Here is a 14,397-nt window from a genome sequence, read left to right as displayed (position 1 = left end):
ATATTCAAGCCCTGAGCGCGCGTCTAGTAGTACGATTTCTGAGAGGAACACGGCCATGAAACTCGCACTCATCGGTATCGGACAGGCTGGCGGCAAGGTAGTCGACGCCATCGTCGACTACGAGCGACGGACGAACACGGGGTTCGTCGTCGACGCAATCGCCGTCAACACGGCCCGCTCGGACCTCCGGGGGCTCCGAAACATCCCCGAGTCGCGGCAGGTGCTCGTCGGCCTGACCCGCGTCAAGGGCCACGGCGTCGGCGCGGACAACGAACTCGGCGCGGAGGTGACCGCAGAAGACGTCGGCGAGGTGCTCTCGATGGTCGACGACCTCCCGGTCCACGAGATAGACGCCTTCCTCGTCGTCGCCGGCCTCGGCGGCGGCACCGGCTCCGGCGGTGCGCCCGTCGTCGCGCGCGAACTGAAGCACATCTACACCGAGCCGGTCTACGGGCTCGGCGTCCTCCCCGCGCGGGACGAAGGCGGTATCTACACGCTCAACGCCGCGCGCTCCTTCCAGACGTTCGTCCGCGAGGTCGACAACCTCATCGTCTTCGACAACGACGCCTGGCGGAAGACCGGTGAGTCGCTCGAAGCGGGCTACGGCAGTATCAACGCCGAACTCGCCCGCCGCCTCGGCGTGCTGTTCAGCGCCGGCGAGGGCGACGGCTCCGGCGCGGTGGCGGAGTCCGTCGTGGACGCCTCCGAGATAATCAACACGCTCGCCAGCGGCGGCATCTCGACTATCGGCTACGCCTCCGTCGAACTCGACCGCCCGAAGCGCGGGCTTCTCTCCCGGCTCTCCGGTGGGGCGGCCGACGCCGTCGACGCCGCTGACGGCGGCGACTCGACGAACCGAATCACCAGCCTCGTGCGCCGCGCCACGCTCGGCCGACTCACGCTGCCGTGCGAGATTTCCGGCGCGGAGCGCGGCCTCGTCGTCGTCGCCGGCCCGCCGGACGTGCTCTCGCGCCGCGGTATCGAGCGCGCGCGGACGTGGCTCGAAGACGAGACCGGGACGATGGAGATTCGCGGCGGCGACTACCCCGTGGGGTCGAACTTCGTCGCCGCGGTCGTGCTCCTGTCGGGCGTCTACGACGTGCCGCGGGTGAAAGAACTGCAGGCGGTCGCCATCGAGACCCAACGCGACATGCTCGCCAAGCGCGAGTCGAGCGCGGCGTCGCTCGACGACCTCATCTCGACCGGCGACGACCGCATCGAACCGCTGTTCTGAGCTTTTTTCGTTCCTCTCTCCTTCGTCCACGGGGAAGGGTCATAGTGACGCGGTACCAATTGGCGAACGATGGCCGAGTACCCGCTGAAACAACGCTTCGTGCTCGACACCTCGCTGTTTCTCTCCGAGGAGATTCGAGACGACGACGAGACGTTCGAGGAGGGAATCGAACGGCTCCTCGACACCATCGCCGCCGCGCGACTGGACCTGAACATCTCGTGTTACATGCCGCCGTCTATCGCCGCGGAGTTGGAACACATCCTGCGCGACCGCGGCGTCTCGGAGGACGTGCTCGGCAAACTCGACACGTGGGTCATCAAGAAACACCCCGACCGCTACGAGGTGTACATCCCCGCGGAGGTCGTCTACCGCTTCATCGACGAGATGTCCGACCGGGTCAACCGCGGCCTCCGCGTCTCCGAGAAGGCCGTCCGCAAGGCCGAGGAGTCGAAACGGCGCTCCAACGGCGGGTCGAAGCTCTCCGACGTGGACAAGGTCATCTCCGACCTCCGCGAGGACTACCGCGGCGCGCTCAGACAGGGCGTCCTCGACTCCCGCGAGGACTTCGACCTCCTCATCCTCGCGCGCGAACTGAACGCCGGCGTCGTCACCGAAGACACGGGCATCATCAGTTGGGCCGCCGACTTCGGCCTGCGGAACCTCCGCGGCCGGGCGTTCCCGACCCTCTTAGAGGAGTACCTCATGGCGCTCGACAGCCCGCGCCCGTGGAGCAGGGGCGACGACGGCGTCGACGCCGACCGACTGTGACTCCGCCGTCGCTCTCGCCCCGACACCTACGCCATCGAGTCGAGGTCGACGTAGCTCCCCTCGAACGCCGATAGCCACTGCGTCAGTTGGTCTTCGGGCGTCGCGTCAGCCGGGTAAATCGTACACTCCTCGCGCCCGTCGGGATGGGTGGTCAACCGCGACGCGAGCCGCGGCCGTTCGGGGTGTTCGCGCCCCGAGTCCGGCGGGTGCACCGGCTCCGACCCCATCAGCGGTCTCCTCCGAGGGCGACTTCGAGCCCCCGGTCGTCGTTCAGCGACACCGTGACCGACTCGACGCTCGACCGATACTGGTGCGTGTGGGTCCCGTTCGCCCGCAGTTGCAGGGTCTCTTCGAGCAGGCCCGCCTCCGAGAGCTGTTCGACCTTCCGGTAGGTCGTCGACAGCGGCACGTCGCACGCCTCGGAGAGGTCCTGCGCGGTCATCGGCTCGGCCGCACCCTGAAGGGTGGTGAGGATTCGCCGGCACGCGTGGTCCGAGAGCGCTTCCAGCACCTGTTCCGCCTCCAGTTCGGCGGGCGTTGGTCCGGTCGGCTTGCGTCTGAGGCCGGTCTGCATGCTCATCCGTAGATTCGCCCGCGTCGCCCGTCGAAGGGCACCCAGAATATAGGGGGCGCTTTATAGCTCCGTGACCGGCCGCGGTCCGCTCAACGGCGGGCGGCGACTGGAAACGGACCACGATATAAAGGCCCGGTGTATCGGGGGTGTTTATATCAGGGGCTGGGGCGACTTCGTACTCTTATGACGAGCGCAGCGGGTATCAGAGCGGAGTTGAAGGTGACGGGGCCGGACGGGTGTCCCGTCGCAACGGTCTCCGAGGGGGACACCTCGGGTTACGCGCTCTCGCGGAGCATGGCTCCCAACGAGCGCGGGTCGGTCGTCGAGGAGTTCGTCTTCGACGACGACGACGGGGTTCCCGAGGAGATGGAACGGCTGTTCGAGTACGGCGACGGCAGCGTCTACCGGTTCGACCGCGAGGGCGGCATCGGCTGTCCCTGCGAGCGCGTCGAGGCGTTCGACTGTCCGGTCGTGGACGTACAGACGCGCGACGGCGCGCTGTTTCTGACGTTCCACGCGCCCGACGTGGAGACGCTCCGCGACGTGGTCGCGTCCCTCCGGGAGTCGTCGGGGTCGGTGGACGTGCGCCGACTGCTCCAGTCGTCGACCGACGAGTCGCGGGACCTCGTGTTGGTCGAGCGCGGCCAGCTCACCGACCGCCAGCGCGAGGTGCTGGAGACGGCCCACGAGATGGGCTACTTCGACCACCCGCGGCGCGCGAACAAAGGCGAGGTCGCGGCCGAACTCGGAATCACGACCTCGACGTTCTCCGAGCACCTCGCCATGGCCCAGAAGAAACTCATGGGTGCCATCCTGCAGGAGTGACGAGATGAGACGTATCGACGGGGTATCAGTCCCCCGCGAATGCAGGGTGCGCCCCCTCGGGTCCCCGCGGCGTACCACTAGTCGGTGAGCAACGATGCGCGAGTTCGACGTGACCTGTCCCGAGTGCGGCGAGCGCTACCGGGTCAACGAGCCGATGATGCGGACGCTCCGGGAGACCGGCTGCGTCCTCTGTACCGCGCCGCTGAACGACGCCCCGAAGTCCGCGTGACGACGCCGCCGGGCGACCTGCCCGCGGACTGAGAGGTCGCTCGTCCGGAACGACGCGAGGATAGTGCCGACGCCGCGACCGCTCACGCTTACTCGACGACGACGACGCCGACCATGCCGAGCGTCTCGTGGGGGACGCAGACGTATTTGTACTCGCCGGACTCTTCGAACGTGTACTCGAAGGTGTGACCCTCGGAGACGGTGAGCTCCGACTCGAACAGGCCGTCTTCGCGGTTGACGACGTTGTGCGTCCCGCCGTTTCCGGTCCACTCCCAGACGACCGTCGTCCCCGGCGAGACCCGCACCGCGGCGGGAGCGAACGCGTAGCCGCCGCCGTTGCCGGCCGCGCCGACCGCGACCGTGACGCTGTCCTGTCCCGTCAGGTCGTGGACGCCGTCGTAGTTACCCGTCCGGTCGAACCAGCCGCCGAAGTCCCGCATCTCGTGTTCGGGGGTGTCTTCTTCGTCGGACGAGTCGCCGTCTCCGTCGCCCGCGCCGCCGGAGCCGCCGCCGGACGAACTCGAACAGCCCGCCAGGAGCGCGATACCTGTCGACGCCGCCGTTGCGTGGAGGAACGACCGTCGGGAGAACCGTTTCGTCATTAGCTGGCGCTAGTGAGTGGCCGAACAAGTCGAAAGCTTCGATTCCCACGCGCTGAAAACGGGCGAAACGAGCGTGGCCGTCCCGCCCGAAGGCGACGACATGGACGACGACGACCCGAGGCGACGACCGCGAATCGACGGCAGCCGCCAGTGGGAAGTGTTCTACCGCGACGTGCCGACCGAGCCGATGCGCCACGTCGGGAGCGTCACCGCGCCCGCCGAGGACCTCGCGACCGAGCAGGCGCGGACGCTGTTCGGCGACGGCGACGCTGACCTCTGGCTCGCGCCGGCCGACGAGTTCCTCCGACTCGGTGGCAACGACCTCGCGGCGAAGGGCGAGGGGTCGAACGGCGGGATGGAGCACGACGACGGCGCGGGAGACGCCCGTGGTGCCGAAAACGGGGTGTCGGCCGAGTGATTTCCATCAGCAAGCTCCTGTGCGGACAGGGAGCCGAGGGCGACGGTCTCCGCTACGACGACCCCGACGCCGACATCGAACAGATACGCGAGGAGAAACAGAAGCGCCCGGTCGTGGTCTGGAACACGACGCGGCGCTGTAACCTCTACTGCGAACACTGCTACGCCGGGGCCGACCTCGACCCCGCGCAGGGCGAACTCTCGACCGCCGAGGCGAAGGGTCTCATCGACGACCTCGCGGCCTACGACGTGCCGGTCCTGCTGTTCTCGGGCGGCGAACCGCTCGTCCGCGAGGACCTCGTCGAACTCGTCGACTACGCCACCGACGCCGGCATCCGGGCGGTGCTTTCGACCAACGGGACGCTCATCACCGAGGAGAAAGCGCGCGCGCTCCGCGACGCCGGGCTCTCCTACGCCGGCGTCTCCGTCGACGGCTTGGAGGAGCGCAACGACCGCTTCCGCGGGAAAGACGGCGCGTTCGACGCCGCCGTCCGCGGCATCGAAAACTGCCTCTCGGTGGGCCTCAAGACCGGCCTCCGGTACACCATCACCGAGCACAACGCCGCCGACATGGAGGACGTGGTCGACCTGCTGTACGACGTGGGCGTCGACCGCTTCTGTTTCTACCACCTCGACTACGGCGGCCGCGGCGGCGACATCGCCGACGCCGACCTCGACGACGAGGCCCAGCGCCGCGCCGTCCGCCGGCTGTTCGACATGACCCGCGAGTACCACGCCGAGGGCGAGGAGATAGAGACGCTTCTGGTCGGCAACTACGCCGACTCCGCCTACGTGGTCGAGTACGCCCGCGACGAACTCGACGCCGACCACGCCGACCGGATTCACCGCTACCTCCGCGTCAACGGCGGCGACCCGACCGGCGAGCGCGTCGCCGACGTGGACTACCGCGGCGACGTGCACCTGACGCAGTTCTGGCAGGGCTACAGCCTCGGCAACGTCCGGGACCGCCCGTTCGGCGACATCTGGGACGACGAGTCGAACCCGCTTCTCACCAAGCTCCGCGAGCGGGAAGAGCATCTGACCGGCAAGTGTGCTTCGTGCCAGTATCGGGACGTCTGCCGCGGCTCCTCGCGGCTTCGGTCGCTCGCGGCAACGGGCGAACTGTTCGGCCCCGACCCGCAGTGTTACCTGACGGCCGACGAGCGCGGCGCGGGTGCCGACGCGAGTCCGGGCGCGGCCGACTGAAGTTCCCTTTCACCCGCTGGGAACGCACCCTACGCTTATTTTTCGGCGAGTCCAACCGCGGCTATGGAAACCAAACGAGGAGTCCCGAACATCCTCGGGAACGGGCTCGTCGGCGTCGGTCTCGTCATCTTCGCCGTCGCGGTCGCGGACGCGGTCGGCGTCGTGGACGCGCGATTCTCGCCGGGCGTCTACCTGATTTTCGTGGCGATTAGCTTCGTCCTCGCGTGGCTGTTGCGGTCTTTGACGTAGGGCGCATCGAAAAGAAATCGAGAGAATACGGAACGCCGAGCGCGGGCCGTGTATGCCGCCTATTCGGCCGCGCCCGCGGCCGCCCGCTTCTCCTCGCGTTCGAGCTCTTCGAGGTAGTCGTCGGCGTCGAGGGCGGCCTTCACGCCCATGCCGCCGGCGGTCGCGGCCTGCTGGTAGTGGTAGTCGACCACGTCACCCGCGGCGAAGATGCCGGGCACGTCGGTCGCGGTCTGGCCGCCGCCGGAGCCGCCCTTCGCGATGATGTAGCCGTCGTCGTCGCGCTGGACGCCCGTGCCGTCGAGGTAGTCGGCGTTCGGCGTGTGGCCGATGGCGTAGAACACCGCGCCCACGTCGAAGTCGAACTCCTCGGTCTCGGGGTCGTCGAGCTTGTCGCTCGGGTGGCCCTCGGGGTTGCGGACGAGTGTCACGTGGTCGACGCCCTCCTCGGGCGAGCCGTGAAGCTCCGTCGCCTCGGTGTTGAGCATGAGTTCGATTTCGCCCTCGTCGACCTTCTCCATCAGGCGGTCGACCCAGTAGTCCTCGGCGCGGAACTCCTCGCGGCGGTGGACGAGGTACACCGTCGAGGCGAACTTGGTGAGGAAGTTGGCCTCCTCGACGGCGGCGTCGCCCCCGCCGATGACCATGATCTTCTCGTCGCGGAAGAACGCGCCGTCGCAGGTCGCACACGTCGAGAGGCCGTAGCCCATCAGGTTCTCCTCGCCGGGGATGCCGAGGGTGCGGGCCGACGCGCCCGACGCCGCGATGATGGCGTCCGCGGTGTACACGTCGCCGTTCTTGAGCGTGACCGTGAACGGGCGCTCGGAGGCGTCGACGTCCTCGATGATGCCGTGGCGAATCTCCGTGCCGAAGCGCTCTGCCTGCTCTTTCATGTTGTTGATGAGCTCCGGCCCGGAGATGCCCTCGGGGAAGCCGGGGTAGTTGTCCACCTCGGTCGTGAGCGTGAGCTGTCCGCCCGGCTCGTCGCCCTCCAGCACCAGCGGCTCGTTGTTGGACCGGGCCGCGTAGATGGCCGACGAGAGTCCGGAGATGCCCGAGCCGGCGATGATGAGTTTCCTGTGTTCCACGAACGAATCGGCGTCCTCTGTCATAGCCGATAGTTCGCTACACCGGCGTCTTAAGGTTTCGCTGTATTGCGAGGAGCGCTACACCACCGGCACGATAACGCATGCCACGGCGCTCGCGGCCCGCGGAGCGAAAGACCGGTATCCGTCGCCGACGCATCACTCCGCATGGCCGCCGACCTACAGGAGAAGACGAACCGCTACGAGGGGATGCTCGCCGACGCGCTCGACGAGGCGGTGCAGGCCGTCCCCGACGAGACGCACCTCGGCGAGGCCGCCGCCGACTGCCTGGAGATGGCCGAGTCCTACCTCGACGACGGCCGCCACTTCAAGGAGGCAGACGACTGGGTGAACGCGCTGGCGTCGTTTTCATACGGTTACGGCTGGCTCGACGCGGGCGTCAGGATGGGGCTGTTCGACGTGCCCGACGGCTCGCACCTGTTTACGATGTGACCGGCGTCGCACCTGTTCGCCGTGTGACCGATTTTTCTCCGACGGGCGCGTACGACACGCGAACAGATGTCCCCAACCGCCGTCGTCGCCGCCACTGCCGCCGTCGCTCCCGCCGTCGCTCGCGTTTCGGACGCCCAGCGAACGCTCGAACAGCGGTTCGCCAACCCGTTTCTGCGTCGCGTGCTCCGCTCGCCGCTCCATCGACTCGCCAGTCGCTGGTTCGTGCTCGTCTCCTACGTCGGCCCCAAGAGCGGCCGACGGTACACGTTCCCCGTCGCCTACGCCGTCGCGGGCGGCGGTATCGTCGCCGTCACGCCCGAGGCGGAGAGCAACTGGTGGAAGAACTTCCGCCGGCCGATGGCGTGCCGCCTGTGGTACCGCGGCCGGCGGCGCGAGGCGACCGGCGAGGTCGTCACGGGCGAGTTCGCCGCGGACCTGCTCGACCGCTACGCCGCGGCGCACGGCCTGTTGGCTCGCGAACTCGGAATCTCGGAGGACGGCGGGAGTCGCGTCGCCGGTGACGAGGCGGCGCGGGACGACCTCGCGGTCGTGCTGTTTCGGTTCGACTGACTACTCGAACCGGAACGTCGCGCCGTCGGGACCGTCTTCGACGTCGACGCCGAGCGCCGTCAGGTCGTCGCGCAGGTCGTCGGCGCGCTCGTAGTTGCCGGCCTCGCGCTCGGCCTCGCGCACGTCCAAGACGAGTTGGACGAGGTCTTCCGCGACGGACACGTCGCCGCCCTCGCCCGCGCCGCCGAACGAGAGGCCGAACACCTCGCCGCCGAGGTCCTCGAACGCCTCGATTGCCCGCCGGAGCGCGCGGTAGTCGTACTCGTCGGCGTCGGCGACGTGGCGGTTGACCGCGCCGGCGAGGCCGAGCAGTTCGGCCATCGCCTCGCGGACGTTGAAGTCGTCGTTCATCGCCTCGCGGAAGTTCTCGCGGGTCGCGGTCACCGTCTCGCGGAGAGCCTCGGCCTCGACTTTCGTCCGGGCGTCGGGGCTGTCGACCGCGTCGACGGCCGACTCGTAGGCGCGTTCGAGGCGCTCCCAGCGCTCCTCGGCCTCGGCGATGGTCTCCTCGGAGTACGTCTGCTCGGAGCCGTAGGCCGTCGAGAGGTAGAACGTCCGAATCACGTCCGCGCCGAACTCGTCGAGCGCGTCGCCGACGGTGAAGAAGTTGCCGAGGCTCGAACTCATCTTGTCGCCCTCCGTCTGGAGCAGGCCGACGTGGAGCCAGTAGCGAGCGAACTGCTGGCCGGTCGCCGCCTCCGACTGGGCGATTTCGTTCTCGTGGTGCGGGAACACGAGGTCGCGGCCGCCGACGTGGATGTCGAGGGTGTCGCCGAGGTGCGTCATCGACATCGCCGAGCACTCGATGTGCCAGCCGGGGCGGCCCTCGCCCCACGGCGACTCCCACGTCTCGCCGCACGGCTCGTGGAGCGGTTCGAGGTCGGGGTTCCGGTGTTCGGCGGCCGTCTTGGGGTCGACCGCGCCGGCCTTCCAGAGCGCGAAGTCGGTCGGGTTGCGCTTCTCGGAGCGCTCGTCTTTCGTCGCCCGCGACTCCAGTTCTTCGAGCTTCTGGTTCGAGAGCTTCCCGTAGTCGTCGAACGTGGACACGTCGAAGTAGACAGAGCCGTTGGACTCGTAGGCGTGGCCGCGGTCGACGAGCGTCCGAATGAGGTCGATAATCTCGGGGATGTGCTCGGAGACGCGCGGGTAGACCTCGGCGCGCTTCAGATTCAGCCCGCGCATGTCGCGAATCACGTCGCCGACGAAGTGCTCGGCGACGCCCGCCTCGTCGTCGCCGAGGTCGTCCTCGCCGATGCGGGCGGCTATCTTCTCGTTCACGTCGGTGAAGTTCTCGACGTGGCGCACGTCGTAGCCCTCGTAGGCCAGCCAGCGGTGCATCAGGTCGGCGTGCATCCACAGGCGGGCGTGGCCGAGGTGCGCGTGGTCCGAGACCGTCAGTCCGCAGACGTAGAGCAACACTTCGTCGCCGTGCGACTCGAACTCCTCGCGCTCTCCCGTCAGGGTGTTGGTCACGGACAGGGTCATCGGACTCGGCTACTCCCGGCACCACTTTCAACCCGTCGGAAACACGGTCGGTTCGGAGCCGATACGAAGTCGGCCCGGCGGGGCGACCGCCGCGCCGTCGTCACCTCCTCGCGGCGGCTACTTCGTCCACTCCGGGCGGTCGGCCTCGCCGCGGCGAATCTTCGCCAGCGTCTCCTCCGAGAGCAGTCGCTTGACGAACGCCGGAATCCGGTCGGTCGGGTCGCCGTCGGCCGGGTCGCCGCCGGTCGCTGGCGCGGTCGCGGATTCTGTCTCGCTCCCGCCCGCGCGGTCGGCGTTCGCCGCCGACGCGAGCGCGTAGTGCCCGCCTCTGGTGGCGACGCCGCCGTCGGTCGTCGTCTCCGCGCGCCGGCGGAACGATTCGAGGTCGGCCTCGCGGTCCAAGTCCTCGACGGCCGTGTCGAGGTCGGCGGCCTGTTCGGCCTGCTCGGAGACGCTCTCGGAGATGCGGTCTATCTCGGCGGTCACCTCGTCGACCTGCGTCGCCGCGTCGTCGACGAAGGTGGCGATGTCGGAGGTGAGCGTCGCCTGCTCGTCGGTCGCCCGCGCCACCTCGTCGATGCCGTCGGTCACGTCGGCGACCGAGTCCGTTATCTCGTCGAGGCTCTCGACGGTCGACTCGACCCGCTCGATACCGTGGTCGATGTTCTCGTCGGCCGACGACAGCGCCTCGGCGGTGTCCTCGATGTGGTCTGTCACGTCCTCTATCATCTGGCCGATGCGCTCGGCCTGCGACTTCGACTCGTTGGCGAGCGACTTCACCTCGTCGGCGACGACGGCGAAGCCGGAACCGGCCTCGCCGGCGCGGGCGGCCTCGATGGAGGCGTTGAGCGCGAGCAGGTTCGTCCGGTCGGCCACCTCGTCGATGACCTCGACGATGTCCTGAATCTCGTCGATGGCGGCCACGAGCGCCTCGACGTTCACGGTTATCTCGTCGCGGTCGTCGCCGACCTGCCGCATCGCGTCGATCGCCTCGCCGGCCTCGGCGCGGCCCTCCTCGGCCCGCGTGGTGGCCTCGTCGCTCCGCGAGGAGACGTCGTCGGCGGTGGCCGCGACCTCCTCGACGGTCGCGCTGAGGTTCGACAGCTCGGCGGCGATTTCCTCGGTCATGTCGGCCTGCCGAGCCGCCAGCTCCTCGATTTCGGCGATGCTCTCGCTCGTCCCGGCGGTCTCCTCGTGGAGCTGGGATGCGACCGATTCGAGGTCCCCGCGGCTCTCTCTGGCCCGTCTGACCTCCTCGCGGACGTCCAGCGAGTACGAGTAGAGGTAGGTCGCGTTGACGACCTGTCGGTCGAGGTTGAGCCCGCGGACGACGGCCATCATGTCCGCGAACGCCTCGTCGACGGCGGCTTCGACGCGGTCGGCGTCCTCGCCCGACAGCGACTCGGTGGCGTCGGCGACGGCGCGCCCGCGGAGTTCGTCCGCGAAGATGCCGGTGACGTTGGCGAACATCCCGCCGAAGTAGTGCAGCGGCATGTCGAGTTTGTCGTGGAGCAGGCCGATTTGCGTGCGCGCCGCGTAGTGGTTCCGGTCGTAGTTCCCGTCGGTGAACGAGCGGTAGTAGCCGGAGACGACCGCCCGGAGCCCGTCGAGGTCGCTCTCCGAGCGGTCGACCACGTCCACCGTCCGCTCGTTGGCGAGAATCGGCTCGACGAATCCGTCGACGAGCGCCTCGTCGCGGGCCTCGACGACGCCCCGGAGGTCGGCGAGGCGCGCGGCGTCCTCGTCGTCGAAGCCGACGAACGACTGCCGCCAGCCCAACTCGTCGGCGTCGAGGTCGAGCTCGGCGAGGAGTTCCGTGGATGAAAGCGAGATGTTGCCGTCGTCGTCGCGTGGGCTGGGCGAAACCATTGACGAATTCAGCGACTCCGACGTAATAAGCGCCGGCCGCCGGATATCACGGTTGATAGCCTCGAATCAGACGTATAAATCGCTGACGGCGGACTCGACGACGCGGAGGGCGGCGGCACCCTGTCGGCGCGGGACGACCACGGCGAGCGCGTCGCCCGCGACGCCCGCGGCGTCGACGACGACGGACTCGGCGTCCAGTCGGGAGAGGACGGCGGTGAGGACGGTCGGGTCCACGTCGCCCTCGGCGATGATAGCCGTGAGCGGGCCGCCGCTCGCGAGGTCGACGCCGGCGACCGAGAGCACGGGGTCGTCGTCGGCCTCCTCGACGTCTTCGCCGACGAGGCCGACGCCGCTTCGCATCGTCACGGCGGCGTCTCGGGGGTCGGCTTCGAGGGGCGGGAGGTCGTCGGCGAACCGGCGGAGCGCGGCCGCGACCGCCTCGTCGTCGCCGAGGTCGAGTTCGGCCGCGGCGGCGGCGTAGTTGACGACGCCCGCGCGGAGCGCGGCGAGGAGATACGGTCGTTCGCGGACTGCGTCGCGCGCGTCGGCGGCGAGGGACATGGCTCCGTGGTGGTCGGGCGTGCGCAAAAAACCGCCGCTCGTCGGCCGCCGTCCGGGTCGCCGACGGGACCGGCACCGCGGCGCACCGCGACGCGTCGGCTGAACGAGTGGCGAACGCGAGTTGTCCGAACCCGAAGATTCCTTTCTCCGATGCGAAGTCCATAAGACACTCCCCTCGTAACCCCCGGACATGCAAGCTCTGGTCATCGTGGCGCACGGGTCGCACCTGAACCCGGATTCGAGCGCCCCCACCTACGACCACGCGGACACGGTCCGCGAGGTGGGCGCGTTCGACGAGGTGCGGACCGGCTTCTGGAAGGAAGAGCCGTCGATCCGCGAGGTGCTCCGGACCGTGGAGGCCGACGAGGTGTACGTCGTCCCGCTTTTCATCAGCGAGGGCTACTTCACGGAGCAGGTCATCCCGCGGGAACTCCGCCTCGACGGGTGGGACGTGGCCGACTGGGACTCCGACGGTCTGTCGGCGTCGCACGTCACCCTCACCGCGAGCGACGTGCCCGAGAAGACGATTCACTACTGCGGGCCGGTCGGGACGCACGCGGCGATGACCGACGTGTTAGTCCGCCGCGCCGAGACGGTCACCGGCGACCCGAACGTCGGCGACGGCTTCGGCCTCGCCGTCGTCGGCCACGGGACCGAGCGCAACGAGAACTCCGCGAAGGCCATCGAGTACCACGCCGACCGCATCCGCGAGATGGACCGCTTCGACGAGGTACAGGCGCTCTACATGGACGAGGAGCCAGAAGTGGACGACGTGACCGACTACTTCGACTCCGAGGACGTGGTGGTCGTCCCGCTGTTCATCGCCGACGGCTTCCACACCCAAGAGGACATCCCGGAGGACATGGGCCTCACCGACGACTACCGCGCGGGCTACGACGTGCCCGCGGAGGTCGACGGCCACCGCATCTGGTACGCGGGCGCGGTCGGGACCGAGGGCCTCATGGCCGACGTGGTGCTCGAACGCGCCGCCGACGCGGGTGCCGACATCGGTAACAGCCTCGAAGTCGTGCGCGAACGCACCCGGAAGACGCCGCAGGAGGCGAACTGATGGGACACCACCTCGACGCCCTCGTCGACGCCGCGGCGACCGGCGACGGCGTCTCGCTCGACGGTCTCGTCGTCACCCACGGCGACGACGGCTACCGGCTCGAAACGCCCGACTCGACGCTCTCGGGGCTCACGGAGGGCGGTCTCCGCGAGGCCCTCGCCGACTGCGACGACTACGCGACGAACTGGTACTTCTGGTCCGAGGTGGTCGACGAGTCCAGCCCCCAGCGGCGGGCGTTCCTCCGCTGGGTCGAGGGCGCGCCGGTCGATGCGGGCGGCGACGGCGACGGCGATGGAGACGGCGGCGATAACGACGCCGACGCCGACGCCGACGCCGCTTCCGTCCCCGAGCGCTACGACGCCCTCCGAGACGGTGTCAGCCGCGAGTGGGGCCAACTGCTCGTCACGGCCACCGTCGACGACCGCGGCGAGCGGTCCTACGAACTCCGCCACGCCGACGAGGCCGACGCCGACCGCGACGCCCTCGACGCCTACCGCGAACCGCTCGCGGCCCGGCAGTTGGCGACCTACGACGAGAAGGGTCGGTACCGCCCGCTGAAGTCCGGCAACAACCTCGCCGGCGGCTGGGTGTTCCCCGACCTCGACGGCCGCGACCTCGTGGAGACCGTCGAGACGTTCTACCCCGCGTCGGTGCCGAACTGGTACCGCGAGCGCCGGGGCGAACTCGACGTGGCACACTGGGAGGACGCCGTCGGCCGCCAGACCGGGATGTACAGCGTCGTGAAGACGTGGAACCGCGGCGACGGCCACGAGCACGTCGACTGGGTCGCGGAGGCCTGCTGTGACGACAGCCAGTGCGTCAAGCGCCGCGAGTGGCAGTACGACGACGGCACCGACCTCGACGTCGACGGCGGCGACGGCGCGTTCCCGTGCCGTGAGCCGTGTTCCGTCGTCATCGCGGCGTCCCGAAAGTGGACGCGGCTGGAGGGCGAGGAGACCCAAACGTACGAGTTCGAACTCACGCCCTCGGAGAAAAAACAGGTCGAGGACATCATCGACGCCGTCGCGGACGGCCGCACCGACGACATCCGCGAGGCCGACGTGTACGAGGGCGCGAACCGCTACCGGGCGCGGTTCCTGCGCGCGAAACTGTTCGACGACGAGGGGAACCTCGGCGGCGTCCCGACCGACGCGCCCGACGACGAGTAGGCCGCGCCGCGAGCGCTCTGCGGTTCGTTTTCGGGG

The 14,397-nt window shown here is 68.9% G+C and carries 18 protein-coding genes; 11 read left to right on the top strand and 7 right to left on the bottom strand.

Features of this window, described 5'->3' with window-relative positions; translation table 11 throughout:
• Positions 1-55 precede the first annotated feature (55 nt).
• Complete coding sequence (locus tag NDI65_RS03140; protein WP_089778451.1) at positions 56-1,234, top strand: tubulin/FtsZ family protein; 1,179 nt, start codon at positions 56-58, stop codon at positions 1,232-1,234.
• A gap of 69 nt (positions 1,235-1,303) precedes the next feature.
• Positions 1,304-2,002, top strand: coding sequence for an RNA ligase partner protein (locus NDI65_RS03135; RefSeq protein WP_089778448.1), 699 nt, complete (start codon positions 1,304-1,306; stop codon positions 2,000-2,002).
• A gap of 26 nt (positions 2,003-2,028) precedes the next feature.
• On the opposite strand, the gene NDI65_RS03130 is transcribed toward NDI65_RS03135, so the two are convergent.
• Positions 2,029-2,229, bottom strand: a complete 201-nt coding sequence (locus NDI65_RS03130; protein WP_089778446.1) for a hypothetical protein — start codon at positions 2,227-2,229, stop codon at positions 2,029-2,031.
• A complete protein-coding gene (locus NDI65_RS03125) occupies positions 2,229-2,576 on the bottom strand; it encodes a helix-turn-helix domain-containing protein (protein WP_089779902.1) in 348 nt (115 codons plus the stop codon). The genes NDI65_RS03130 and NDI65_RS03125 overlap by 1 nt, the downstream gene beginning before the upstream one ends.
• A gap of 183 nt (positions 2,577-2,759) precedes the next feature.
• Between NDI65_RS03125 and NDI65_RS03120 the strand changes: the two genes are divergently transcribed.
• Positions 2,760-3,401 (top strand): helix-turn-helix domain-containing protein, encoded by a 642-nt coding sequence (locus NDI65_RS03120; protein WP_089778444.1) that lies wholly within the window; start codon positions 2,760-2,762, stop codon positions 3,399-3,401.
• 94 nt (positions 3,402-3,495) lie between these two features.
• Positions 3,496-3,630, top strand: coding sequence for a hypothetical protein (locus NDI65_RS03115; protein WP_004970899.1), 135 nt, complete (start codon positions 3,496-3,498; stop codon positions 3,628-3,630).
• Between the two features lie 88 nt (positions 3,631-3,718).
• Here NDI65_RS03115 and NDI65_RS03110 read toward each other — a convergent pair whose 3' ends face one another.
• Positions 3,719-4,231 (bottom strand): halocyanin domain-containing protein, encoded by a 513-nt coding sequence (locus NDI65_RS03110; RefSeq protein ID WP_089778442.1) that lies wholly within the window; start codon positions 4,229-4,231, stop codon positions 3,719-3,721.
• Positions 4,232-4,331: 100 nt separating this feature from the next.
• Here NDI65_RS03110 and NDI65_RS03105 point away from each other — a divergent pair, with 100 nt between their 5' ends.
• From NDI65_RS03105 to NDI65_RS03095, 3 genes are all read left to right on the top strand, one after another.
• Entirely contained in the window at positions 4,332-4,649 is a 318-nt protein-coding gene (locus NDI65_RS03105; RefSeq protein ID WP_089779900.1) for an Htur_1727 family rSAM-partnered candidate RiPP, read from the top strand.
• Positions 4,646-5,854, top strand: coding sequence for a TIGR04347 family pseudo-SAM/SPASM protein (locus NDI65_RS03100; protein WP_310893397.1), 1,209 nt, complete (start codon positions 4,646-4,648; stop codon positions 5,852-5,854). Before NDI65_RS03105 ends, NDI65_RS03100 begins: the two co-directional genes overlap by 4 nt.
• A 63-nt stretch (positions 5,855-5,917) precedes the next feature.
• Positions 5,918-6,103 carry a hypothetical protein gene (locus tag NDI65_RS03095; protein WP_004043815.1) on the top strand — a complete coding sequence of 62 codons (186 nt, stop codon included), beginning with the start codon at positions 5,918-5,920 and terminating at the stop codon, positions 6,101-6,103.
• A 59-nt stretch (positions 6,104-6,162) separates the two neighbouring features.
• On the opposite strand, the gene NDI65_RS03090 is transcribed toward NDI65_RS03095, so the two are convergent.
• Positions 6,163-7,212: an FAD-dependent oxidoreductase gene (locus tag NDI65_RS03090; RefSeq protein WP_148413324.1), complete on the bottom strand. Its 1,050-nt coding sequence runs from the start codon at positions 7,210-7,212 to the stop codon at positions 6,163-6,165.
• A gap of 141 nt (positions 7,213-7,353) precedes the next feature.
• On the opposite strand from NDI65_RS03090, the gene NDI65_RS03085 reads away from it, so the two are divergent.
• On the top strand, positions 7,354-7,638 hold the full coding sequence (locus NDI65_RS03085) for a DUF357 domain-containing protein (protein WP_089778435.1): 285 nt from the start codon (positions 7,354-7,356) through the stop codon (positions 7,636-7,638).
• A gap of 66 nt (positions 7,639-7,704) precedes the next feature.
• A complete protein-coding gene (locus NDI65_RS03080; RefSeq protein WP_089778433.1) occupies positions 7,705-8,208 on the top strand; it encodes a hypothetical protein in 504 nt (167 codons plus the stop codon).
• On the opposite strand, the gene cysS is transcribed toward NDI65_RS03080, so the two are convergent.
• The 3 genes from cysS to NDI65_RS03065 all read right to left on the bottom strand — a co-directional run bounded on the left by cysS (position 8,209) and on the right by NDI65_RS03065 (position 12,123).
• On the bottom strand, positions 8,209-9,693 hold the full coding sequence (gene cysS, locus NDI65_RS03075) for a cysteine--tRNA ligase (protein WP_310893396.1): 1,485 nt from the start codon (positions 9,691-9,693) through the stop codon (positions 8,209-8,211).
• A gap of 117 nt (positions 9,694-9,810) precedes the next feature.
• On the bottom strand, positions 9,811-11,562 hold the full coding sequence (locus NDI65_RS03070) for a globin-coupled sensor protein (RefSeq protein ID WP_089778430.1): 1,752 nt from the start codon (positions 11,560-11,562) through the stop codon (positions 9,811-9,813).
• Between the two features lie 66 nt (positions 11,563-11,628).
• Positions 11,629-12,123: a hypothetical protein gene (locus NDI65_RS03065; RefSeq protein ID WP_089778428.1), complete on the bottom strand. Its 495-nt coding sequence runs from the start codon at positions 12,121-12,123 to the stop codon at positions 11,629-11,631.
• Between the two features lie 190 nt (positions 12,124-12,313).
• On the opposite strand from NDI65_RS03065, the gene NDI65_RS03060 reads away from it, so the two are divergent.
• Together NDI65_RS03060 and NDI65_RS03055 are read left to right on the top strand one after the other, a co-directional pair.
• Positions 12,314-13,192: a CbiX/SirB N-terminal domain-containing protein gene (locus NDI65_RS03060; protein ID WP_089778425.1), complete on the top strand. Its 879-nt coding sequence runs from the start codon at positions 12,314-12,316 to the stop codon at positions 13,190-13,192.
• The gene (locus tag NDI65_RS03055) at positions 13,192-14,361 is read left to right on the top strand and encodes a DR2241 family protein (protein WP_089778423.1); all 1,170 of its coding nucleotides are present in this window, start codon (positions 13,192-13,194) and stop codon (positions 14,359-14,361) included. Before NDI65_RS03060 ends, NDI65_RS03055 begins: the two co-directional genes overlap by 1 nt.
• Positions 14,362-14,397 lie beyond the last annotated feature (36 nt).

It is taken from the genome of Haloferax sp. S2CR25 (genome assembly GCF_031624535.1).
GTDB lineage: Archaea > Halobacteriota > Halobacteria > Halobacteriales > Haloferacaceae > Haloferax > Haloferax massiliensis.
The sequence above is the reverse complement of the archived record's forward strand: the minus strand, read 5'-3'. Positions and strand labels throughout refer to the sequence as shown.

What these genes read in the sequence shown, in the direction of transcription:
- NDI65_RS03140 (WP_089778451.1), top strand. Translation starts at nt 56, where the DNA reads ATGAAACTCGCACTCATCGGTATCGGACAGGCTGGCGGCAAGGTAGTC.
- NDI65_RS03135 (WP_089778448.1), top strand. Translation starts at nt 1,304, where the DNA reads ATGGCCGAGTACCCGCTGAAACAACGCTTCGTGCTCGACACCTCGCTG.
- NDI65_RS03130 (WP_089778446.1), bottom strand. Translation starts at nt 2,229, where the DNA reads ATGGGGTCGGAGCCGGTGCACCCGCCGGACTCGGGGCGCGAACACCCC.
- NDI65_RS03125 (WP_089779902.1), bottom strand. Translation starts at nt 2,576, where the DNA reads ATGCAGACCGGCCTCAGACGCAAGCCGACCGGACCAACGCCCGCCGAA.
- NDI65_RS03120 (WP_089778444.1), top strand. Translation starts at nt 2,760, where the DNA reads ATGACGAGCGCAGCGGGTATCAGAGCGGAGTTGAAGGTGACGGGGCCG.
- NDI65_RS03115 (WP_004970899.1), top strand. Translation starts at nt 3,496, where the DNA reads ATGCGCGAGTTCGACGTGACCTGTCCCGAGTGCGGCGAGCGCTACCGG.
- NDI65_RS03110 (WP_089778442.1), bottom strand. Translation starts at nt 4,231, where the DNA reads ATGACGAAACGGTTCTCCCGACGGTCGTTCCTCCACGCAACGGCGGCG.
- NDI65_RS03105 (WP_089779900.1), top strand. Translation starts at nt 4,332, where the DNA reads ATGGACGACGACGACCCGAGGCGACGACCGCGAATCGACGGCAGCCGC.
- NDI65_RS03095 (WP_004043815.1), top strand. Translation starts at nt 5,918, where the DNA reads ATGGAAACCAAACGAGGAGTCCCGAACATCCTCGGGAACGGGCTCGTC.
- NDI65_RS03090 (WP_148413324.1), bottom strand. Translation starts at nt 7,212, where the DNA reads ATGACAGAGGACGCCGATTCGTTCGTGGAACACAGGAAACTCATCATC.
- NDI65_RS03085 (WP_089778435.1), top strand. Translation starts at nt 7,354, where the DNA reads ATGGCCGCCGACCTACAGGAGAAGACGAACCGCTACGAGGGGATGCTC.
- NDI65_RS03080 (WP_089778433.1), top strand. Translation starts at nt 7,705, where the DNA reads ATGTCCCCAACCGCCGTCGTCGCCGCCACTGCCGCCGTCGCTCCCGCC.
- cysS (WP_310893396.1), bottom strand. Translation starts at nt 9,693, where the DNA reads ATGACCCTGTCCGTGACCAACACCCTGACGGGAGAGCGCGAGGAGTTC.
- NDI65_RS03070 (WP_089778430.1), bottom strand. Translation starts at nt 11,562, where the DNA reads ATGGTTTCGCCCAGCCCACGCGACGACGACGGCAACATCTCGCTTTCA.
- NDI65_RS03065 (WP_089778428.1), bottom strand. Translation starts at nt 12,123, where the DNA reads ATGTCCCTCGCCGCCGACGCGCGCGACGCAGTCCGCGAACGACCGTAT.
- NDI65_RS03060 (WP_089778425.1), top strand. Translation starts at nt 12,314, where the DNA reads ATGCAAGCTCTGGTCATCGTGGCGCACGGGTCGCACCTGAACCCGGAT.
- NDI65_RS03055 (WP_089778423.1), top strand. Translation starts at nt 13,192, where the DNA reads ATGGGACACCACCTCGACGCCCTCGTCGACGCCGCGGCGACCGGCGAC.